At 74.5% G+C, this 21182-nt stretch carries 19 protein-coding genes; 7 read left to right on the top strand and 12 right to left on the bottom strand.

The features are described from left to right. Position 1: 1 nt before the first annotated feature. From ABD296_RS05830 to ABD296_RS05810, 5 genes are all read left to right on the top strand, one after another. On the top strand, positions 2-784 hold the full coding sequence (locus tag ABD296_RS05830; protein ID WP_344262254.1) for a hypothetical protein: 783 nt from the start codon (positions 2-4) through the stop codon (positions 782-784). Beyond that, the gene (locus ABD296_RS05825) at positions 781-2265 is read left to right on the top strand and encodes an NADH-ubiquinone oxidoreductase-F iron-sulfur binding region domain-containing protein (protein ID WP_344262252.1); all 1485 of its coding nucleotides are present in this window, start codon (positions 781-783) and stop codon (positions 2263-2265) included. The genes ABD296_RS05830 and ABD296_RS05825 overlap by 4 nt, the downstream gene beginning before the upstream one ends. Positions 2266-2408: 143 nt before the next feature. After that, complete coding sequence (gene hrpA / locus ABD296_RS05820) at positions 2409-6350, top strand: ATP-dependent RNA helicase HrpA (protein WP_344262250.1); 3942 nt, start codon at positions 2409-2411, stop codon at positions 6348-6350. A 79-nt stretch (positions 6351-6429) separates the two neighbouring features. Further along, entirely contained in the window at positions 6430-7389 is a 960-nt protein-coding gene (gene pip, locus ABD296_RS05815; protein WP_344262248.1) for a prolyl aminopeptidase, read from the top strand. Between the two features lie 98 nt (positions 7390-7487). Next, positions 7488-9167 (top strand): coiled-coil domain-containing protein, encoded by a 1680-nt coding sequence (locus ABD296_RS05810; protein WP_344262246.1) that lies wholly within the window; start codon positions 7488-7490, stop codon positions 9165-9167. A gap of 7 nt (positions 9168-9174) precedes the next feature. Here the strand turns inward: ABD296_RS05810 and ABD296_RS05805 are convergent, their stop codons facing one another. The 3 genes from ABD296_RS05805 to ABD296_RS05795 form a co-directional block, all read right to left on the bottom strand. After that, positions 9175-9390, bottom strand: a complete 216-nt coding sequence (locus ABD296_RS05805; RefSeq protein ID WP_344262244.1) for a hypothetical protein — start codon at positions 9388-9390, stop codon at positions 9175-9177. Positions 9391-9535: 145 nt separating this feature from the next. Continuing rightward, positions 9536-10225, bottom strand: a complete 690-nt coding sequence (locus tag ABD296_RS05800; RefSeq protein WP_344262242.1) for a hypothetical protein — start codon at positions 10223-10225, stop codon at positions 9536-9538. Between the two features lie 129 nt (positions 10226-10354). Further along, on the bottom strand, positions 10355-10870 hold the full coding sequence (locus tag ABD296_RS05795) for a hypothetical protein (RefSeq protein WP_344262240.1): 516 nt from the start codon (positions 10868-10870) through the stop codon (positions 10355-10357). A gap of 214 nt (positions 10871-11084) precedes the next feature. Between ABD296_RS05795 and ABD296_RS05790 the strand changes: the two genes are divergently transcribed. Continuing rightward, a complete protein-coding gene (locus tag ABD296_RS05790; RefSeq protein WP_344262238.1) occupies positions 11085-11888 on the top strand; it encodes an ABC transporter ATP-binding protein in 804 nt (267 codons plus the stop codon). Positions 11889-11897: 9 nt separating this feature from the next. On the opposite strand, the gene ABD296_RS05785 is transcribed toward ABD296_RS05790, so the two are convergent. From ABD296_RS05785 to ABD296_RS05745, 9 genes are all read right to left on the bottom strand, one after another. After that, complete coding sequence (locus ABD296_RS05785; protein WP_344262235.1) at positions 11898-13250, bottom strand: AAA family ATPase; 1353 nt, start codon at positions 13248-13250, stop codon at positions 11898-11900. Then, positions 13247-14719, bottom strand: coding sequence for a hypothetical protein (locus ABD296_RS05780; protein WP_344262233.1), 1473 nt, complete (start codon positions 14717-14719; stop codon positions 13247-13249). Before ABD296_RS05780 ends, ABD296_RS05785 begins: the two co-directional genes overlap by 4 nt. 7 nt (positions 14720-14726) lie before the next feature. After that, positions 14727-15833, bottom strand: coding sequence for a hypothetical protein (locus ABD296_RS05775; RefSeq protein WP_344262231.1), 1107 nt, complete (start codon positions 15831-15833; stop codon positions 14727-14729). Next, on the bottom strand, positions 15830-16672 hold the full coding sequence (locus ABD296_RS05770; protein WP_344262229.1) for a hypothetical protein: 843 nt from the start codon (positions 16670-16672) through the stop codon (positions 15830-15832). Before ABD296_RS05770 ends, ABD296_RS05775 begins: the two co-directional genes overlap by 4 nt. 68 nt (positions 16673-16740) lie before the next feature. Beyond that, positions 16741-17361, bottom strand: coding sequence for a class I SAM-dependent methyltransferase (locus ABD296_RS05765; RefSeq protein WP_344262227.1), 621 nt, complete (start codon positions 17359-17361; stop codon positions 16741-16743). Positions 17362-17372: 11 nt separating this feature from the next. Beyond that, positions 17373-17762, bottom strand: coding sequence for a VOC family protein (locus ABD296_RS05760; protein ID WP_344262225.1), 390 nt, complete (start codon positions 17760-17762; stop codon positions 17373-17375). A gap of 62 nt (positions 17763-17824) precedes the next feature. Beyond that, the gene (locus ABD296_RS05755) at positions 17825-18691 is read right to left on the bottom strand and encodes an NAD(P)-dependent oxidoreductase (protein ID WP_344262223.1); all 867 of its coding nucleotides are present in this window, start codon (positions 18689-18691) and stop codon (positions 17825-17827) included. Between the two features lie 173 nt (positions 18692-18864). Further along, entirely contained in the window at positions 18865-20052 is a 1188-nt protein-coding gene (locus tag ABD296_RS05750) for a phosphotransferase enzyme family protein (RefSeq protein ID WP_344262221.1), read from the bottom strand. A 140-nt stretch (positions 20053-20192) separates the two neighbouring features. Further along, on the bottom strand, positions 20193-20594 hold the full coding sequence (locus ABD296_RS05745; RefSeq protein WP_344262219.1) for a nitroreductase family deazaflavin-dependent oxidoreductase: 402 nt from the start codon (positions 20592-20594) through the stop codon (positions 20193-20195). Positions 20595-20754: 160 nt separating this feature from the next. On the opposite strand from ABD296_RS05745, the gene paaI reads away from it, so the two are divergent. Continuing rightward, entirely contained in the window at positions 20755-21177 is a 423-nt protein-coding gene (gene paaI / locus ABD296_RS05740; protein WP_344262348.1) for a hydroxyphenylacetyl-CoA thioesterase PaaI, read from the top strand. Positions 21178-21182: the final 5 nt, after the last annotated feature.

Here is a 21182-nt window from a genome sequence, read left to right as displayed (position 1 = left end):
CATGGCTCCTGAGGGTCCGCCGCCAGGGGACGCGCCGCGCCGCGGCCCCGCCCACGAGATGACCGGCGCGTTCCTCGCCGGCCCTGGCGCTCGTCCCCGGGCCGTGCCGGCTCCGGCGGTCGCATCGCCGCGGCGGCGACGGATCGGCGCGCACCGGAGCCGTATCGCCGCGGGGGCGGCCGCGGCCGTTGCGGCGGGCGCCCTCCTCGGCCTGGCCGCCAAGTCCGGGGGACCGGCGTCCGTGCTGCGCCCGGCCGGCCGATTCCTCGACTTCTACTGCGGGGTCTTCGCGCTGGTCGCGCTGTCATTGACGGTCATGATCGGGCTGCTGGCCACCGACCGCGCCCTCCTCGCCTCCCGGCACCGGCTGCGGGCCCAGGCGGTGCACCGGGCCACCGCGTTCCTCGCCGTGGCGATGCTGGCCGTCCACATCGCCTCGCAGCTCGCCCAGCACCGGGTCGGGATCGCCCAGGCGGTCCTGCCGCTGCCCGGCCGGCACGCCGCCGACTACGGCCTCGGCGTGATCGCCCTCTACCTGCTGCTCCTCGCCGTGGCCGGCGGCATCGCGCGCGGCCGTTTCGCCGGCACGAAGCATCCGTGGGCATGGCGGGCCACACATCTCACCGCGTACGCGGCATGGCCGCTCGGGATCTGGCACGGCCTGACCTCCGGCCGCGCCCCTGCCGTGTGGGTGACGGCGGGCTACCTGCTGTGCGTCGCCGGAGTCGCCCTCGCGCTCGCCGCCCGTCCCGTCCTGCGGCCCCGGGAGAGGAGGACGCCGTGACCGCGCTCGCCGTCCGGCACGTCGGCCCGCCGCGCCTCACCAAGGGGCTCGCGGACGGCGGACGCCTCGGCTGGGACGCCCACCGCGCCCTGCATCCGGACCCGCGCCCCCTCACCACCGACCAGCTCGTCGCGCTGTGCGAGGAGGGGCGGCTGCACGGGCGCGGCGGCGCCGCGTTCCCGTTCGCGCGCAAGGTGCGGGCGACCGCCGACAGCGCCGTCCGGCGCGGCAAGCGGACGATCGTGGTCGTCAACGGCACCGAGGGCGAGCCCGGCAGCGCCAAGGACAAGGCGCTGCTGCGCGGCGCGCCGCACCTGATTCTGGACGGCGCCGCCCTCGCCGCCACCGCGCTCGGCTCGCTGGAGATCATCGTCGCCGTCACCGACGACGAGGCCGCCGCGTCGGTGCGGGACGCGATCGCCGAACGCGACCTCGGCGGCCGGGCCCGCGTCGCGCTGCTGCCGGAGCGGTTCGTCACCGGCGAGAGCGGCGCGCTGGTCCGCGGCATCAACGGCAAGCGCCCGATCCCGCCCGGCCGCAAGGGCCGCGCCTCGACCCGCGGCGTGGACGGCCTGCCCACCCTGCTGTCCAACGCCGAGACCTACGCCCAGCTCGCCGTCCTCGCCGGGCTCGGCCCGGACGGGTACCGGAGAATCGGGACGCCCGACGAGCCCGGCACCGTGCTGCTGACGGTGACCGGCTCGGCGCGCTTCCCGGCCGTGATCGAGACGCCCGCCGGGGCGCCGCTCGCCCACCTGCTCGACCTGTGCGGCGCGCGGGCCGGCGAGGGGGTGCTGGTCGGCGGCTACCACGGCGCCTGGCTGAAGGGCGAGGTCGCGACCCGCACCGCGGTGTCGCGCGCCGGCCTCGCGGCGGCGGGCGGCGCGCTCGGCGCCGGGATCGTCATGCCGATCGGCCGCGGCACCTGCCCGCTCGGCGAATGCGCGCGCGTCGCCGGATACCTGGCCGCCGAGTCGGCCGGGCAGTGCGGGCCCTGCCGGCTAGGGCTGCCCGATATCGCCGGCGCGCTCGCCGCCGTCGCCGGCGGCCGGGGCGTCGCGTCCGCCGCCGAAGCCGTCCGCCGCGCCGTCCGGATGGTCGACGGCCGCGGCGCGTGCGCCCACCCCGACGGCACCGGCCGGTTCGTGCTCTCCGCGCTGGAGGTCTTCGCCGGCGACATCGCCCGGCACGCCTCGGACGGCGGCTGCGGGCGCCGCGTCCTCGGCGTGCTGCTCGTCGCGGCCCTCGCGGCCGAGCTGCGGCTGGAGGTCGACTGGAGCCGCTGCGACGGCCACGGCCTGTGCGCCGACGTGCTGCGCGGCACCGTCCGGATGGACGAGTACAACTACCCGGTGATCCCCGCCGGGCCCATCCCGGCGCGGCTGGAGGCCGACGCGCGGCGCGCCGTCGCGATCTGCCCCGGCCTCGCCCTGCGCCTCGTCCCGCGGACGCCCCACGAGAAGGCCGGGCGGGCCTCTTAGCGGCGCAGGAATGCCGGGCGGGGCGGCGGGCGTTGTAACCGCCGGAAAATGGATCGCCCGGCGCGGGCCGATCCGGCTACGGTGCGAAGGTTTGAGGGGTGAGCGGGGCCTGCGGGCCTGGAACCCTATCCTTGTCGATGGTTATGAGGACGTCTGTGAGATCGCCGCTCGCCGAGCTGCGCGCGCGCCTGCCCGAGCTGACGCTGCGGGACCAGCACCGGATCCGCCGCCGCATCGACGGCGCGCAGAAGATGCGGGACGCGGCGCGCCGCGCGAAGGTCGCCGAGGAGATCACCGCCGACATCGAGGCCGCCGGACGGCGGGTCGAGCGGCGGCGCCGCGCCGTGCCCGCGATCACCTATCCGGAGCAGCTGCCGGTCTCCCAGAAGAAGGACGACATCCTCGCGGCGGTCCGCGACCACCAGGTCGTGATCGTCGCGGGCGAGACCGGGTCCGGCAAGACCACCCAGATCCCGAAGATCTGCCTGGAGCTCGGCCGGGGCGTGCTCGGCTCGATCGGGCACACCCAGCCGCGCCGGCTGGCGGCCCGCACCGTCGCCGACCGGATCGCCGAGGAGCTCGGCACCGAACTCGGCGAGACCGTCGGCTACAAGGTCCGCTTCACCGACAAGTCGAGCGACGACACGCTCGTGAAGCTGATGACAGACGGCATCCTGCTCGCCGAGATCCAGACCGACCGGCTGCTGCGCCAGTACGACACGCTGATCATCGACGAGGCGCACGAGCGCAGCCTGAACATCGACTTCCTGCTCGGCTACATCCGGGAGATCCTGCCGCGCCGGCCCGACCTCAAGGTGATCATCACCTCGGCGACGATCGACCCCGAGCGGTTCTCCCGGCACTTCGGCGACGCCCCGATCGTGGAGGTGTCCGGCCGCACGTACCCCGTGGAGGTGCGGTACCGGCCCGTCACCGACCCCGACGACCCGTCCGCCGACCCCGACCGCGACCAGATCCAGGCGATCATCGAAGCCGTGGACGAGCTGGGCCGCGAGGCCCCCGGCGACGTGCTGGTCTTCCTCAGCGGCGAGCGGGAGATCCGCGACACCGCCGACGCCCTCACCAAGCACTTCGTCCGGCAGCGGGGCACCACGGAGGTGCTGCCGCTGTACGCGCGGCTGTCGGCCGCCGAGCAGCACCGGGTGTTCCAGGCGCACCGGGGGAGGCGCGTCGTCCTCGCGACGAACGTCGCGGAGACCTCGCTGACCGTCCCGGGCATCAAGTACGTCGTCGACCCCGGCACCGCCCGCATCTCCCGCTACAGCCACCGGCTGAAGGTGCAGCGGCTGCCGATCGAGCCGATCTCGCAGGCCTCGGCCAACCAGCGCAAGGGGCGCTGCGGGCGCGTGTCCGAGGGCGTGTGCATCCGGCTGTACTCCGAGGAGGACTTCGAGTCCCGCCCCGAGTTCACCGACCCGGAGATCCTGCGCACCAACCTCGCGTCGGTCATCCTGCAGATGACCTCGCTCGGCCTGGGCGACATCGCCGCGTTCCCGTTCGTGGAGCCGCCGGACCACCGCAACGTCAAGGCGGGCGTCGACCTGCTGCACGAGCTCGGTGCGATGGACCCCGCTGAGAAGGACCCGCGCAAGCGGCTCACCCCGCTCGGCCGCCGGCTCGCCCAGCTGCCCGTCGACCCGCGCCTCGCCCGCATGGTGCTGGAGGCCGACCGCAACGGCTGCGTCCGGGAGGTCCTCGTCATCGCCGCCGCGCTGTCGATCCAGGACCCGCGCGAGCGCCCCGCCGAGCACCAGCAGGCCGCCGACGACCGGCACCGCCGGTTCGCCGACCCCACGTCCGACTTCCTGGCGTACCTGAACCTGTGGAACTACCTGCGCGAGCAGCAGAAGGAGCTGTCGGGCAGCGCGTTCCGCCGCATGTGCAAGAACGAGTTCCTGCACTTCCTGCGCGTCCGCGAGTGGCAGGACCTGCACGGCCAGCTCAAGCAGGTCGCCAAGTCCCTCGGCGTCACCCTCAACACCGCCGACGCCCCGCCCGACCGCATCCACGTCTCCCTGCTCGCCGGCCTCCTGTCCCACATCGGCCTCATGGACACCGACAAGGGCGAGAAGGACGGCAAGCCGCGACGCGGGCAGGAGTACGTCGGTGCGCGCGGCGCGAAGTTCGCCGTGTTCCCGGGGTCGGCGCTGTTCAAGAAGCCGCCGCGCTGGGTGATGTCGGCCGAGCTGGTCGAGACGTCCCGGCTCTGGGCGCGCGTCAACGCCAGGATCGAGCCCGAGTGGATCGAGCCGCTGGCGCAGCACCTGGTCAAGCGCAACTACAGCGAGCCGCACTGGTCGAAGAAGCAGGCCGCCGTCATGGCGCACGAGAAGGTCACCCTGTACGGGGTGCCGATCGTCGCCGACCGGCGCGTCAACTACGGCTCCATCGACCCGGCGCTGTCGCGCGAGCTGTTCATCCGGCACGCGCTCGTCGAGGGCGACTGGGAGACCCACCACCGGTTCTTCCACGACAACCGCGCCCTGCTCGACGAGGTGGAGGAGCTGGAGCACCGGGCCCGCCGCCGCGACATCCTCGTGGACGACGAGACGCTGTTCGACTTCTACGACGAGCGGATCCCCGAGGACGTCGTCTCCGGCCGGCACTTCGACGCCTGGTGGAAGACGGCGCGGCGCTCCGACCCCGACCTGCTCGGGTTCGAGAAGTCGATGCTCATCAACGAGACCGCCGGCGGCGTCAGCGAGGCCGACTACCCGGACGTGTGGAAGCAGGGGCCGCTGCGGTTGCGCCTGACCTACCAGTTCGAGCCCGGCACCGACGCCGACGGCGTCACCGTGCACGTCCCCGTCCAGGTCCTCAACCAGGTCCGGCCGGACGGGTTCGAGTGGCAGGTCCCGGGGCTGCGCACCGAGCTGCTCACCGAACTGATCCGGTCGCTGCCGAAGCAGCTGCGCGTGAACTTCGTCCCGGCCCCCGACTACGCGCGCAAGGTGCTCGAGCGTGTCGCGCCGCGCACCGAGCCGCTGCTGGACGTGCTGGAGCGCGAACTGACCGCGATGACGGGCGTGCCGGTCGCGCGGGAGACGTGGGACACCTCCCGGCTGCCCGCGCACCTGCGCATCACCTTCCGCGTCGTCGACGACCGCGGGCGCACCCTCGGCGAGGGCACCGACCTCGACGAGCTGAAACGCCGGCTCGCGGGCAAGGTGCGCGGGACGCTGTCGAAGGCGGCGTCGACCGTCGAGCGGTCCGGGCTCACCGAGTGGACGATCGGCGAGCTGCCCCGCACCTACGAGCAGAAGCAGGCGGGCTACGACGTCAAGGCGTACCCGGCGCTCACCGACGAAGGCGAGAGCGTCGCCGTCCGGATGTACGAGACGGAGGCCGAGCAGCGCCGCGCCATGTGGCTCGGCACCCGCCGCCTCGTCCTGCTGAACGCGCCGTCCCCGGTGAAGCTCATCCAGGGCCGCCTGACCAACCAGGGCAAGCTGGCGCTCAGCCACAACCCGCACGGGTCCGTCGCCGCGCTGTTCGACGACTGCGTCACCGCCGCCGCCGACCGGCTCATCGCCGAGGCCGGCGGGCCCGCCTGGGACGAGGACGGGTTCCGCGCGCTGTACGACCGGGTCCGCGCCGACCTGCACGACGCCACCGCCCAGGTCGTGGGGCTGGTCGAGCGGATCCTCGCCGAGTCCCACGAGCTGGACCGGCGGCTGCGCGGCACCACCAGCCTCACGCTCGTCCCGGCGCTGACCGACATCCGCGCGCACCTGGCGGCGCTGGTCCACCCCGGGTTCGTCACCGAGACGGGCTGGGCGCGGCTCGCCGACCTGCCCCGCTACCTGCGCGCGCTGCGGACCCGGCTGGACAAGCTCCCGGAGAACCCCGGGCGCGACCGGATGCTCGCCCACCAGGTCGAGGTGCTGCGGCAGGAGTACGAGCAGACGCTCCAGCGGCTGCACCCGTCCCGCCGCGACGAGGAACCGGCCCGGCAGGTCCGCTGGATGCTGGAGGAACTGCGCGTCAGCCTGTTCGCCCAGCAGCTCGGCACCCGGTTCCCGGTGTCCGACAAGCGCATCCGCAAGGCGATGGCCCAGCTCTAGGCCGTGCCGGCCGACGGCGGGCCGACGGCGGGGGCCGGCGCATCCCGACCATGATCGCTTGTCGGATATGACTGGGGTCATGACCTTGAGGGAGTTCTATCCGGAGACCGAACCCGACGACTCCGGGCTGCTGGACGTCGGCGATGGGAACCGGATCCACTGGGAGACCTGCGGGAACCCGGACGGCAAGCCCGCGGTGTTCCTGCACGGCGGGCCCGGCGGCGGGCTGCTGCCCGCCTTCCGGCGTTTCTTCGACCCCGCCGCGTACCGGATCGTGCTGTTCGACCAGCGCAACTGCGGACGGAGCCGGCCGCACGCCGGCGACCCCGGCGTCCCGCTCGACGGCAACACGACGCCGCACCTGGTGGCCGACATGGAACGGCTGCGCGAGCACCTGTCGATCGACCGCTGGCTGGTGTTCGGCGGCAGCTGGGGGAGCACTCTCGCTCTCGCCTACGCGCAGGCCCATCCGGAGCGCGTCACGGAGATGGTGCTGCGCGGCGTGTACCTCGTCCGCCCGTCCGACGAGGCGTGGGGGTTCACCCCGACGGGCGCCGCCCACCTGTTCCCCGCCGAGTGGGCCGCGTTCCGCGACGCGATCCCGCCCGCCGAGCAGGACGACCTGGTCGCCGCCTACGGCCGCCGCATCGAGGACCCGGACCCGGCCGTCCACGTCCCGGCGGCGCGGGCGTGGCTGGACTGGGAACTGAGCGCCAACACGCTGCTTCCCGTCGCGCCGCCCGACCTGGCCGACGCCGAGGTCCTCGCGTTCGCCCGCATCACCCACCACTACATCGCCAACGGCGGGTTCCTGCCCCGAGGCGGCCTGCTCGCGGGCATCGACCGGATCCGGCACGTACCGGCGGTGATCGTCAACGGCCGCTACGACATGAAGACTCCGCCGGACCAGGCGTGGGATCTGCACCTCGCCTGGCCCGAGGCGGAGTTCCACATCGTCGAGGACGCCGGGCACGGCGGGTCCGAGCCCGGCACCCTGGACCGGCTCATCGAGGCGACCGACCGGTTCGCCGGGCGCTGACCTGGGACCGGTCTACTCACTTCCGTACGACGTGGGAGGCCCCACATCTACCTCGCAAGTCACTGCAGTACCGCCTACTAGTGCGTATGGTTCATACCATGCCTAACAGCGAAGAGCGCGACAATAGCGGCCCCGAGGGGACGGCCGCGGCTCCCCAGGGCGCGGTCTCCGAGGGCGGGCGTCCGCGGGACGCCGCGCCCGGGGAGCAGCGCGACGGGGGCGGCGGGCAGGGCTCGCCGGGGCAGCAGGGGGCCGTGCGGCAGGGCATGCCGCAGCAGGGCACGCAGCAGCAGGGCACGCCGGAGACGGGCGTGCCGCAGACGGGCGGCGACGTCGCGGGCACCGCCGCGCCGGAGACCGCGGTCGCCCGGATGGGCGACCCCGTCACGGTCTGGCCGTGCGCGAACTGCGGGCGTCCCGTCCCGCAGCCGGTCGGGGCCGTCCGCGCGATCCGGTACTGCCAGGACAACGACGGCGCCTGCGCCCGCGAGGCGCGCGACCGCCGCGAGCGGGGCCGGGACGCGCCGGGCCTCACCGGCCAGGTCGCCTCCACCTGGGAGATGGTGGAGCGGCTGGAGAAGGCCGCCGACCTGCTCGCCGACTCGCTGACCTCCGAGCTGAGCGTCGCCGGCGTCGAGCGGCGCGTCGCCGAGGTGCGGGCCGAGGCCGCCCGCGAGCTGGCCATCGCGCAGAGCGAGCGCGACGCCTCCCAGCGCAAGGCCGAGGAGGCGTGGCACGAGGCCTCGTCCTCGCGCACCCGCGCCGACCGGGCCGAGAAGGACGCCGCGGGCGCGCGCGAGGAGGCCCGGCTCGCCACCGCCAAGCGCGACGCCGCGCAGCAGGCCTGGGAGGAGGCGCACCAGATCGCGCAGCAGTCGATGACCGCCAAGCTCGCCGCCGAGAGCGAGCGCGACCGCATCGCCGCCCGCGAGACCGAGCTGCTCGCCGCGCTGGAGACCGCCCGCGCCGAGCTGGTCACCCTGCACGCCAAGCTCGCCGAGTCCGAGGGCGCCGCCGAGTCGCAGCGGGTCGAGGCCGCGGTCGCCAAGCAGGGCGCCGAGGACCTGCGCAACGCGATGCGCGACACCGAGGCGCAGCGGCAGCACGCCATGCAGGCCGCCAGCAAGGCCGAGGCCGAGCGCGCCACCGCGCTGCGCGCGCAGTCGGAGGCCGAGGCGGAGGTGGTCCGCGCCAACGCCCGCGCCGAGGAGGCCGCCAAGGACCGCGACGCCGCCCGGGCGCAGGCCGAGGCCGCCACCGGCGAGCGCGACGAGCTGAACGCCAAGATCAACGACCAGGCGGTGCAGCTGCGCCAGCTGTCCCAGTCGGTCGCCGAGCAGCAGGCCGCGCTGTCGGCCCTTGCCGAGGAGCGCGACGCCGCCCGCGCCGAGGCCGACCGCGCCCGCCGCCAGATAGACCAGCTCACCCACAACACCCTGTCGTCCAACATCCCGCCGGGCGGCCGGCTGTCGGGCGGGAGCCCGGTCCCGCCGCCGGGCTTCGCGCCCGCCGCGGGCCGCGGGCCCCCCCCGGCGGTGCCCACCGGACCCGTCGGCGGACAGGGCGTCCCGTTCGGCGCCCCCGTCCCGCCGATGGCGCAGGGACCCGGCGGAGCGCCCGGCGGTCAGCCGCCCGCGACCGGGTCGTCGCACTCCGGCGGGCACACGCTGCCGCCGCCCCCGGCCGGCGGTTCGCCGTCCGCCGCGGGCGCCCCGCCGGCGCCGGGCGGCCGGCTGAACGGCGCCGACCGGGAGGACCCCCTGTTCACCGGCCCCTGACGGCGGCTCAGCCGTACTTGACGACGATGACGAGCACGACCAGCGCCGTCGCGACGATCATGGTGGCCTGGCCGCGCTCGCGCACCACGGTCCGCCGGAGGGTGATCACCCTCCGGCGGCTGAGCCGCATGTCGGACGCGGCGCGGCGGGCGCGCTCCCAGTGCATGCCGGTGTACACCGCGAGCGCCGCCACCCCGAGGAGAAGTAAGGCCGTTCCGCTCATCTGACCCGCCTCTGCTGTCGCGGAAAGTCAGATTGAACAGCGTACGCCGGTGCCGAACCATGTCGCCTGACATATTCCCGGCATCCATGTGGAAACGGTCTGGCGGGCGGCGGTGCCGGATCACCGGCCCGCCGCCCGCCGCCGCTCACCGCCCGAACGCCTCGGGGTCGATCTCGATCCAGATCTGCTCGGAGCGGCCGAGCAGCCGCCCGTCCGCGCCGTACAGCGCGGACGCCGCGTGCGTCTTGCGGCCCTCGCGGCTGCGCGCCAGGCCCATCACCACGCACTCCTCGCCGGCCTCGGGCACGTCGGTGACCTGCGCGGTCATCGTGCCGAGGACGGCCGGGCGGCCCGCGACGTCGAACGACCAGCCGCCGGGGCAGTCCAGCGCCGCCCACACCAGCGTCCGCTCCGGGACCCGCTCGGGCACCCACGGCGCCGCCACGGTGCCCTCGGCGACCTGCCCGGGTTCGAGCCGGAGCCCGTCGCCGGGCTCGCGCTCGGGCCCGCACACGAAGCAGCGCGGGAACGGATGGTTCTCGATCGCCCGGAACTTCTCCGCCGCCTCCCGCGCCTCCGCGAACGCGACCGGCGGTACCGGCGGCACCACGATCGCCCCCGCGAGGGCCTCCGCGACCAGCGCCTCCCCGTCCCACAACCGGGCGCTGTGCCCGCGCTCGTCCTCCACGGTCACGGTCAGTTCGGTGTCCAGCGGCGGCGGTTGCCGCAGCGTCACCGTCACCGTGTCGATCGGCACCCGCCCCGCCAGCAGCCCCGCCGTGTACCCCCCGTTGCCCGACCCGTCCGGGCCGTGGAACCGCCTATCGATGATCACTGGGTCCCCCGCAATCACATACGCCGCACGAAAACGGCACCGATCATAATGAGCGGCACCGACACTCCTAGGCGTCGCCCCTGGTTCTAGGCGTGTTCCGGCGGCTGCTCAGCAGGACGGGGAGAGGGCCTACAGCGCGCGGGAGGGCTGGGGACGGCCCGGGCGGGTGGTGAAGAACACCGAGAGGGAGCCGCGCAGGCGGGCGCGGACGGTGTCCTCGCCGACGCCGACGTCCTCGGGGACGGGAGTGCGCTCGAGGGCGCGCGTGATGAGGACGTCGACCTTGCGGTCGGCGACCAGGACCGAGCAGGTGTCGCAGGCGTACCAGGGGTAGAGCATGTTCAGCACGGCGACGGCGGTGTCGTCGTCGGACAGGTGCGTGGTGTCGAGCTCGACCTCGAACATGTCGGTGTCCTCGGGGTCGAGCGTGGGGTAGTAGAGCCACGCCGGCCCGGCGGTGCCGCAGAAGTCGCACGCGGGCTCGCCGGGGGACGGCTCGCCGACGGCGAGCTCCAGCTCGTGGTCCCATGGCTCCACCCGGCGGTTGTGCCGGTAGCCCACCCCGTCGAGCGAGCCCTCGCGGTTGTGGGTGACGTCGTGCACCTCGCCGCCGCAGCGGGCGCACATGAAGCCGATCTCCTCCATGTCCCTCCCTGATCGCTGAGGCACGGCTCTCACATTATCCGTCCGGGCGCCTCCCTCGTACCGGGCTGCGCGAACGCTGGGGTACGTTGAAGATCTTCCGCCGCCCCCGGCGATCCCGGCCCGGCGCCCCGACGCATACCCCGCGCGCCTCTCCGCATGTCCACGGTGCTCCTTCGCGGGCCCGTCCCGCCGAGCCTTCGAAAGGGAGGTCCCCTTGTCCTTCCCCGCCCGGACCGACATCGTGCTCAACGCCGACAAGATCGACCTCGTCCGGGACCGGCGGCCCCTGCTCGACCAGGTCACCATGACGGTGCTGCGCGGCGAGCACTGGGCGCTGATCGGCCCGAACGGTGCGGGGAAGAGCACGCTGCTCGGCATCCTCGGCGCCTACACCCATCCGACGCGCGGCAGCGCGGAGATCCTCGGCCGCCGGCTCGGCCGGGTGGACGTGCAGGAGCTGCGCAAGCTGATCGGGCAGGTCAACCCGCGGCACCCGCTGGAGTCGGCGCGGACCGTCCGGGAGATCGTGCTGACCGGCGTGACCGGCACCATCGAGCTGGTCCCGCGCTGGACGCCGAGCGAGGACGACCTGCGCCGCGCCGACGAGCTGATCGCGCTGCTCGGGCTGACGGCTCGCACCGACGCCCGCTGGCCGAACCTGTCGCAGGGGGAGCGGGGCCGGGCGCTGATCGCGCGGGCGCTGATGCCGGACCCGCCGCTGCTGCTGCTCGACGAGCCCGCCACCGGCCTGGACGTCGCCGCGCGCGAGCGGCTGCTGGCGAGCATCGACCAGCTGCGCGGCGAGCGCCCCGACCTGACGACGGTGCTGGTCACGCACCATCTGGAGGAGCTGCCGACCAGCACCAGCCACGCGCTGCTGCTGCGCGACGGGCAGGTCCTGGCGTCGGGCCCGGCGGACGAGGTGCTGACGACCGAGCTGGTCAGCGCGTGCTTCGACCACCCGATCACGATCACCCGGCACAACGGACGCTGGGCCGCCACCGCCGGGCCCGCCTAGCCCGGGTCGCTACTCCGCCGCCACGCGGTGGCGGGCCAGGTGGGCGAGGACCGACTGGTTGGCCTCCCACCCGTCGGGGAACTTGACCGGCACGCCGAGGTGCACGGGTTCGGTGGACGGGTGGGCGTCCAGCAGTTCGGGGATGCCCGCCCGCGCGACCACGATGCAGGCGTGCCGGTGCCGGGACGCCAGAACGCAGAGCCGTCCCGACTCCAGGTGGAACGCGGTCGCGTCGCGGCGCCCCGACAGCGGGTGCAGCATCACGGTGACGTCGTACTCGCGGCCTTGCAGCCGGTTGGCGGTGTCGACGGTGATCCCCGCGCCGTGCTCGCCGAGCGCCGCGCGGATCGCGGTGACCTGGTCGCGGTGCGCCGCGCCGATCGCGATCCGGGTGGCGTCCACCGCCTTGGTGCCGAGTTCGGAGTGCGCGACCGGTCCGCGCTGCAGCAGCCGGACGGCCAGCACCGCCGTCGCCCGGACGGCCTCCGCGTCGGTGCGCAGCGTGTGCCGGGCGGGCAGCTCGTAGAGCGCCCATCCGGTCGCGGCGGCCTCCTCCAGGGCGTGGTCGTAGCTGGTGCCCATGCCGCGCGCCCCGTACTCCAGCCGCCGGTCGCCCTCGTTCGTTCCGGCGCGGAAGCCGGTGAACGGGTAGAACGCTTCGGACACGACGGGTGCGGCGGACGCGGGCAGCCGCCACGAGACCGGCAGCCGGTGGACGGGCAGCTCCGGGTTGTGCGCGAGCAGGACCGACACAGCGCTGCGCATCGGGTCCCAGGACAGGCCCGCCCAGCGCTCGACCTCGACGGTGGAGAACGGGTCGAGCTGCCCGGGGTCGCCCACGAACAGCGCCCGCTCGAACCGGCCGGCGATGCGCAGCAGCATGTCCGAGCGCATCTGGTACGCCTCGTCGACGATCGCCCACGGCCACGACCCGTCCGACAGCGTCGCCCACTTCGCCGCGGTGGCGATGACGATGGTGTGCTCGGCGAGGTCGTCGGCCTTCTGCGCGACCCGCACCGAGGGATGCGCCAGCACGCGCTCGGAAGGCACGTACCCCGACGCCGACAGCCGGCCCAGCGTCAGTTGCGGGTGCTTCGCCGCGATCCGCTCGATGAGGTCGTCGACCTGCTCGTTGGTCTGCGCCACGATCATGAGCCGCTCGCCCGCCTCCGCGAGGTGCGCGGCGGCGCGGACCACGAGCGTCGACTTGCCCGCACCCGGCGGCGAGTCGACCACGACGCCGCGGTGGCCGCCGCCGAGGTCGGCGAGCACGCCGTCGACGACCCGCGCGGCGGCCTCGGCGGGGGCGAGCGCGGGGGACGGCTCCGGCTCGGTCAGCGCGACGAGACGGGGTTCGGTCATGACCAGTCCTCTTCGGCGTCCTCGTCGGTCGGCACGTACTCCCCGGGCGGCCCGCCGTGCGTCCAGGGCGTGTCCTCCCGGTCGGGGAACTTCGCCGCCCCGAACGAGCCCTCCGTGAGCGAGGTGAAGCACACCCGGTCGCCGACCTGCGGCACCGCGCCCGGCTCCGGGGTGAGCTTGCGGCCCATGCCGCCGGTCAGCTCCAGCAGCACGCCGCCGTCGCCGATCTCCACGATCCTCCCCTTCAGCGCCGGGCGCGCCGCGTTGCACACGGTCGTCCCGAGGTCGAGCCGCACGGGGTCCTCGGTGCGGACCCGCAGCAGCGGGCGCAGCTTCGGGCGTTTGCCCGTCTCGTCCAGCCGGGCCGGATCGCACTCGGTGACCGGCCCGCCGAACGCCTGCCCGGCCAGCCGATGCTCGGCCATGACCAGGGGATCGTCGAACGCCCGCTGCGCCTCGTAGGCGTCCTGGGCGCGTTCGAGATCGTGCAGCCGCCGCGCCGCCCGGACGGGCGGATCGCGGCGCGCCTGAGGATACGCCTCCCCGAACGTCTGGTGGTAATAGGTGAACGCGTCCCGGTCGCGCTCCCAGCGGCGCGGCACGCTCGCACCCTCCGGCATCGCGCGCAGCAGCTCGACGGCCCGCCACATCAGGTCCCACGTCGGAGTCAGCTGACTGGCGATGAGCGTGCGGAGCCGGTCCCCGGTGCGCGGGTCGCCGCCCGACCGGTCGTAGGCGGCGATCGCCGGGGCGAGCACCTCGTTGTCGAACGTCGGGTCGGTCGCGGGGCCGGCCGGCGGACAGGCCACCGGGTCCTCGGCGCGCACCGCGGCGGCGGGGCCGTCCAGGCCGTCCGGCGGGTCGATCCAGCCCATGAGCGCGGCGAGGTTGCCGTCCTCCACGGAACTCTGCCCGGTCGCCCAGTGCAGCCGCAGCACCTCCGTCATCGCGCGCAGCAGCGACGACCCCGGATGGTCGTGCCGGTCGGCGAACCACGTCAGCCACCGGCCGAGCACCGGCACCGCCGGGTCCACCGCGTAGGGGCCCTCGGTGCTGCGGAACCGCGTCGAGCGGCCCATCAGCCGCAGGAACGCCACCCCGCCCCGGTTCGGCACGAGCAGCTGCGGCGCGTTGCCGTACCGGATCCGCTCGTCGCCCTCCTTGCCCGGCGGCAGCTCCTCCACCTCGCCGCGGCTGGTCTCGATGTGGTTCAGGACGAGCTTGGCCAGCTCTGCGGCGAACGCGAACCGCAGGTCCCGGTTGCGCGGCTGCGGCACCACCAGCAGGGACGGGTCGTCCGGCGCCGACCCGATCATGACGGCGAGCGGCGCCGCAGCCTCGCCCGCGAGCTTCAACGGCACCAGCACCAGCGGCGCCTCGGACACGTGGCAGTGCCGGACGGTGGCGACCGGCTGCGCGATCCCGGCCCGTACCGCCTCCAGCCGCGCCAGCGAACCGAGCGCGCTCACCGGGCCGTCACACGGTCTCCGGGAGGCGGGTCCCGAGGGCCTCGGCGCGCAGCCGGGCCGCGGCGCGCAGCTGCTCCGCCGTCTCCGCGAGGTCGTCGGACGGGTCGATCGAACCGTCCGCGAGCCCCAGCGCCGTGCCGATCGAGTCGACGCCGCCGAGGTCGTCGCGGACGGCCCGGCCGAGCGCGCCGGTCGCCCCGCACGCGCGCGCCTCGTCGCGGCAGAACATCGCCATCTCGCAGCCCGCGATGCACTCGGGCGCGTAGCGGGCCTCGACCGTGCGGACGGACTCGGCGAGGTGCTCGCCGGGCTCGAACGTCAGGTCCTCCGGAAGCGCGTCCAGGATCTGGTCGACGCGGGTGAGGCGCGCCAGCTGCCGTTCCAGCACGGCCAGCTGCGGGCGGACGTCCAGCGGCGTCGCGGTCGGCCGGTTGGAGAAGTTCTCCGGGCACACCAGGAACACCTCGTGCGACACCCGCTCCGGCTCGTGCCCGAGCTCGGCGACGAGCCGGCGCAGCGCCAGCACGTACACCGCCGACTGCCGGGCGGCCGCCGCGACCTGCTCCGGCTCGGCCTGCCCGTCCACCACCGCGAACGACTTGATCTCGATGACGTGCAGCCGGCCCGCGATCTGGAACGCGATGACGTCCGGCTCCAGGTAGGCGAGCTGCCCGCCGATCTCCAGCCGGAGCAGCGGATGGTCGAACAGGGTGCCCTCGCCGCTGCCGAGCGCGCGGGCGAGCAGCCGCCGGGTGCGGGTGTGCCGCAGCTCCCGGCCCTCGTTCCCGGCGACGACCTCCAGGTCGTCGTAGGCCACCTCGGACACCGCCAGGCCCATCCGGTCGCGCAGGAGCGTCAGCAGCTCAGCGCACCCGTCGGCCTTCACCTGCGCCTCGAACACGTTGCCCCGCGTGATCGCGAACTGCGACTGGCCGAACGGGGCGGGGAACCCGAGCGCGCGCGCCACCGCGTCCTTGTCGACGCCCGCCGCGTCCATCAGCCCGCGGCGGGCGCAACCGGGATTGGCGGTCAGTGCCGCGATCGTGCGGGCGTCGTGGTTGCGCGGTGCTGCGCTTCCGCGCAGCCGGTCCAGGTCCGGCGCGGTCTCGGTCATCGGTCCGTTTCTCCAGAGCTGGCACGTCGCCGTGCGGAATCCTGCAGGGCCCGCAGCCGGCTGCCGAACAGCCGTTCCGCGTCGTCGAGCTGGGCCCGGGCGCGCCCGGCGGCCGACGCGCGGCGCCGCCGGTCGGGCTCCCGGTGCACGTCCAGCTCGGCCCGGGCGGCCTCGGCGAGCACGGCCGGATCGACTGTACCGACCGTACCGGCGACCGCACCGGGAATGTTGGAGGCGAACCGCCACAGCAGTCGCTGCGCGTCCGCGGAGGGTGCCGTGCGCCCGGCGTGCTCGGCGAGACGCACCGCGGCGGCGAGGAAGTCGGTGCGCGGGCTCAGCGGCCCGACGATCCGCTGCTCCAGCGGCCACGTGCTCACCGTCAGCAGGCCCCGTGCGGGCGCGAGCAGGTCGGCGGTCAGCGCGGCGCACAGGTAGTAGGGCCGCGCGTAGGGCGCGGTCCGGAACGAGCGCTCCTCGTCGCGGCGCAGGCTCGTCAGCCGCGTCCCGGGGATGTCGCCGGGGAAGAACGCCGCGTACACCGACCCGATGAGCTTCGGCGCGGAGGGCACCCCGAGCAGTGTCAGTGCCTGGTGGACCTGCTCGCGCACGGGCAGCAGGCCGCGGCGCTCCTCGGGCGCGGCCGGGGCGGGCGCCTCCGGCTCGCCGGCGTCGCCGAGGACCGCGGTGTCCCATTCCTGCTCGGCGCGGCGCAGGTCGGCGCGCAGCTCGCGGGCGGTCCGCCGGTCGCCGGACGCCATGGCGCGACGGACGCCGGCGCGCAGTTCGGCGATGCGCGCCTCCAGCGCGTCGGGTGCCGGAACGCCGGGGGACGGGGGCATGCGGCAGACAGTACAGGAGCTTCCAGACAGTTCCAGCGTTTTCCAGTTTCGCCGGCCGGCGTTCCAGGTCAGTGCGGTCGGTGCCAGACGATGGAGTACCGCCACAGCAGATGGCGGCGGAACACCGCGCCGGGCAGCAGGCGCAACGCCTCGTCCCCCACCTCGCCCCAGGTCATGTCGGGATCGGCGAGCGGCGCACCCGGCTCCCCGGCGTGCCTGCGCCTGAGGACGCGGCGGTACAGCAGGTGCGCGGGAACGCCCGCCGCCCCGTACAGGAAGTCCTTCGGGCCCGCGTTGCCGGCGAGGCCGATCACCACGAGCGCGCCGCCCGGCCGGACGGCGTCGCGCATCGCCGCCATGCCCGCGGTGAAGTCCATGTGATGGATCGCGGCGACGCTGCAGACGAAGTCGTAGTGCTTCGCCGGGAGGTCGTACTCCAGCAGGCCGGCCTCGACGAAGTCGACGTTCCCGACGCCCTCGCTCAGCGTCTTGGCCTTGACGACCATCTCCGCCGAACGGTCGAGCCCGGTGACGTGACGGGCGCGCGATGCCAGGCGGCGCGCGAGCAACCCGTCCCCGCAGCCCACGTCCAAGGCCTCCCCGCAGCCGCTCGGCACATGGCGCAGGACGAGGCCGTGGTAGTGGGTGTTGTGGTTCCAGTACTCCGCCGGGGTCTCATGTGCGGTCACGGTCGGCTCCGTCACGAACGGGTGTCGCGGCGCAGGGGATGCCCCTCCGGGATCTCCACGATAACGATCTTCACGCCGTCGGGGTCCTCGATCCACATCTCCACCAGGCCCCACGGCTCCTCGCGCGGCTCGCGGGTGACGCGCGCGCCCGCCGCCGCGAGCCGCTCGTGCTCGGCCCGGACGTCGCGGACCTGCAGCCAGAGCATCGGTGACGGGCCTGCGCCGCCCGGCCCGTGGCCGGACACCTCCAGGAAGCCGGGCCCGAGGAAGAACACGACACCGGGGGAGCCGGGCGGGCCGAACTCCCGGTACACCGCGAGCCCCAGCACCTCGCGGTAGAAGCGTTGGCTGCGCTCGAGGTCGGCGGGGCGCAGCAGGACGCGGCTGCTCAGTACCTCCATGCCACCATCCTCGCCCCGCGCCCGCCGCCTCCGTGCACCGCCACGCCCACGGCCGGGCAGGATCAGCCGCCGAAGCTCGCGCGGTAGGTCGCGGCCATGTCCTCGTCGCCGTGCCCCTGGTCGATGACGCGGCGGAACCGGTCGCCCGCGGCGTCGTTGACGTCGACGCGGACGTCCGCCGACGCCGCCGCGTCGTGGATCAGCCGCGTGTTCTTCTCCGCGTTGCGGACCGCGAAGCTCGGCGTGAAGTCGTCGGCGAGCATCGCCTTCATCTTGGTCTGCAGGTAGGCGTTGTCGAGCGGGCCGCCGGTGAGCACCTCGCCGAGCAGGGACGGGTCGAGCCCGAGGCCCTTCGTCAGCGCCACCGACTCGGCGATGACGGACGTGAGGGAGATGGCGTAGCTCACCGCCGCGAGCTTCAGCCGGGTCCCCGCGCCGCTCGCGCCGTCCTCGTCCAGCCAGAGGGTCCTGCCGCCGATCGCGCCGAACACCGGCTCCAGCGCCGTCCGGGCGTCCTGCGGGCCGGCGGCCAGGACCATGAGCTTGCCCTGCTCCGCGGGCTGCTTGGTGCCCTGGACGGGGGAGTCGACGAACGTCAGCCCCTGCTCGGCGGCGAACGTCGCGAGCTGCGGCACGTCCGCCACGCCGACCGTGCCCATCTGGGCCCAGACCTGCCCGGCCCGCAGCGCGGGCGCGGCGTCGCGCATCACCGCCAGGGCCGTGTCGCCGTCGTTGAGCATCGTCATGACGACGTCGGCGCCCGCGACGGCATCGGCGGGCGAGTCCGCGACGGTCGCGCCGTCGGCGGCCAGCGGCTCGGCGCGCTCGCGGGTGCGGTTCCAGGCCGCGACCCCGTGGCCGTTCTTCAGCAGGTTCCGGGCCATCGCGGCGCCCATGATCCCGGTGCCGAGCATTGCGATCCGCGTCATTTCCGGCTCCTTTTTGGACTGATCGATACATATTGCACGGGACAAGACTGGCACAGGGCCGCACGTCGCGCATCCCGGAGGAACATCCTGTGGTGTCCCTACCCGCCGACGGGCGCGGATCGCGGTGCCACGCCATTCGATCGGTGCCCGGAAACGGGGCCAGGGGCCCGCGATCAGCCGTAGGCGGGGCTGTCGCCCGGAGCCTCGGCGTACGCGTCGGTGTAGGGGGCGGCGAATGCGTCGAGCGTGTACTCCAGCTGCGCCGACCACCAGGACACGAGCGCGGCCGCGCGCCGCTCGCCCGCACCCTCCTCGCCCAGATACCGGTACCGCAGCGGCGCCACGTCGCAGAGCCGCTCCCACCACTCGCGGTGCACCGCCGACTGGATCTGCCCCGCGTCCAGCGGGAACGCCGCGCGGTGCCCCCGCACGAACGCCTGCACCCGGTCCAGGTCGAGACCGCGCTCGTCCTCGCAGGCGAACAGCCGCGCCGCCGCCCGCACGACCTCCCCGGCGACGGGGCCGGTCGTCAGCGCGTCCCAGCCGAGCACCGCCGTCACGTTGCCCGCGCCCGCGTACCGCAGATGGCCCGCGTGGAAGGCGCCGTGCAAATGCCCGACCATGCTGACCTCGATCTCGGGCGGCTGGTGCCCGGCGAACTCGGCGAGCAGCGCGCGCCGCTCCCGCAGTCGGCGCCCGGTCAGCGCGTCGAAGTCGGTGCCGCTGTCGGCCGGCACGGCCTCCAGCATCGCCTCGACGGCCGCCGCCGCGTCCGCGGCCCGCGGCGTCGGCACCAGCAGGCTCTGCTGCACCGGCGGCGTGATCCGCTCCAGCTCGGCGTGCAGCCGGCCGAGCAGATCCCCGAGCTCCTCGCACTGCCGGAACGTCAGCTCGAGGCCGCCGCGCTCGCGCCCGGCGACCCAGGGGTACAGCGCGTAGCCGTGCCCCGCGGCGGTCACGAGCGTGCGTCCGGTCCGCGCCGGCGACGGCGCGAGCACCGGCAGCCCCGCGGCGTCGAGCGCCCCGGTCACCTCGTGCTGGAACAGGACGCGCCGCCGGTCGGCAGGGGCGTACTCCTTCAGCAGGAACGGGCCGCCGGACGTGCGGACCCGCCAGCACCGGCCGCCCGACCCGCCGATCAGCGCCTCGGGCACCTGCGTCGCGTCGAGCCCCCAGCGTTTCAGCAGGCGGGGCGGCGGCCCCTGATCCGAGGGGCGCCCGCCGCCGTTCTCGCCTGCGGGTGATGGGTCGGCACTGTGCTGGTCAACGCTGTGCTGGTCAGCGCCGTGCTTGCCGGCACCGTGCTGGTCAGCGCCGTGCTTGCCGGCGCCGTGCTCGTCGGCACTGCGGGACGTCGGCACCTTCGCACCTCGGTGGCCTCGGACGGACGGCGGTCGAACGGATGTTCCCACCCGACGCTACACGTCCGGGCGCCGCCGCGGAAGGGAACCGCCGGGGCGGGGCCGGTTCCCGGCCCGCCCGCCCGGCGGTCTCCGCCCGCTCAGACCCGTTCGAGGACGACCACGGGAATGTCGCGGTCGGTCTTCTGCTGGTACTCGTCGTAGGCCGGCCAGGTCGCCGCCATCTTCTTCCAGAGCGGGGGCTTCTCCTGCGCCGTGGCGGTGCGCGCCCGCGCGGTGAACCTGTCGCCCTTCACCTGCACCGTCACCTCCGGGTTCGCCTGGAGGTTCAGGTACCACTCCGGCGGCTCGTCCGCGCCGCCCTTGGACGCCACGACGAGGTAGGCGTCTCCCTCGGGCTGGTAGATGAGCGGCGTCGTGTACTCCTTGCCGCTGCGCCGGCCGGTCGTGGTGAGCAGCAGCGTCACCGTCCCCTGCCAGTCGTGCCCCTCCGCGCCGTCCGTCTCCTGATAACGCGCGACGTGTTCCTTGCCGTACAGCATCTGGTCCTCCTTTATCCGGCGTCGGCCGTACCACGGCCCGCCTGTTGAACCCCGCGACCCTGGATGACCTTCCCAAGGGCGCGGGTCCCAATGCCCTGACGCTCATTACCCTTGCACCGTGGACGACCCGGCGGGCCTGGCGCGGCGATGCGCCGAGAAGATGTATGCGGACGACAAGGTCGCGCAGGACCTCGGCATGGTGATCGCCGACATCGCGCCCGGGCGGGCGGTGCTGCGCATGACCCTGACCGCCGCGATGGTGAACGGGCATGGGATCGCCCACGGGGGTTACCTGTTCCTGCTCGCCGACTCGGCGTTCGCCTATGCGTGCAACACCCACGGCGCCGTGACGGTGGCGGCGTCGGCCGACGTCGTGTTCGTCGCGCCCGCCCGCGCGGGCGACGTGCTGGAGGCGACCGCCGTCGAACGCACCCGGTACGGGCGCAGCGGCATCTACGACGTGACCGTCCGCCGCGTCCCGGACGGGGACGTCATCGCGGAGTTCCGGGGCGGCAGCCGCAGCCGGAACGAGCGCGTCCTGGCTGACGAGGACACGGACGGGGACACGGACCGGCCGCGATAGCCGCG

The organism is Actinomadura napierensis (assembly GCF_039529375.1).
GTDB classification, from domain to species: Bacteria; Actinomycetota; Actinomycetes; order Streptosporangiales; family Streptosporangiaceae; genus Spirillospora; species Spirillospora napierensis.
This window is presented reverse-complemented; position numbering and strand designations above follow the sequence as displayed.

Bases quoted from the DNA above. Each gene is read 5' to 3' on its own strand.
- ABD296_RS05830 (WP_344262254.1), top strand. From the start codon at position 2: ATGGCTCCTGAGGGTCCGCCGCCAGGGGACGCGCCGCGCCGCGGCCCC.
- hrpA (WP_344262250.1), top strand. From the start codon at position 2,409: ATGAGGACGTCTGTGAGATCGCCGCTCGCCGAGCTGCGCGCGCGCCTG.
- pip (WP_344262248.1), top strand. From the start codon at position 6,430: ATGACCTTGAGGGAGTTCTATCCGGAGACCGAACCCGACGACTCCGGG.
- ABD296_RS05810 (WP_344262246.1), top strand. From the start codon at position 7,488: ATGCCTAACAGCGAAGAGCGCGACAATAGCGGCCCCGAGGGGACGGCC.
- ABD296_RS05805 (WP_344262244.1), bottom strand. From the start codon at position 9,390: ATGAGCGGAACGGCCTTACTTCTCCTCGGGGTGGCGGCGCTCGCGGTG.
- ABD296_RS05795 (WP_344262240.1), bottom strand. From the start codon at position 10,870: ATGGAGGAGATCGGCTTCATGTGCGCCCGCTGCGGCGGCGAGGTGCAC.
- ABD296_RS05785 (WP_344262235.1), bottom strand. From the start codon at position 13,250: ATGACCGAACCCCGTCTCGTCGCGCTGACCGAGCCGGAGCCGTCCCCC.
- ABD296_RS05775 (WP_344262231.1), bottom strand. From the start codon at position 15,833: ATGACCGAGACCGCGCCGGACCTGGACCGGCTGCGCGGAAGCGCAGCA.
- ABD296_RS05770 (WP_344262229.1), bottom strand. From the start codon at position 16,672: ATGCCCCCGTCCCCCGGCGTTCCGGCACCCGACGCGCTGGAGGCGCGC.
- ABD296_RS05760 (WP_344262225.1), bottom strand. From the start codon at position 17,762: ATGGAGGTACTGAGCAGCCGCGTCCTGCTGCGCCCCGCCGACCTCGAG.
- ABD296_RS05755 (WP_344262223.1), bottom strand. From the start codon at position 18,691: ATGACGCGGATCGCAATGCTCGGCACCGGGATCATGGGCGCCGCGATG.
- ABD296_RS05745 (WP_344262219.1), bottom strand. From the start codon at position 20,594: ATGCTGTACGGCAAGGAACACGTCGCGCGTTATCAGGAGACGGACGGC.
- paaI (WP_344262348.1), top strand. From the start codon at position 20,755: ATGTATGCGGACGACAAGGTCGCGCAGGACCTCGGCATGGTGATCGCC.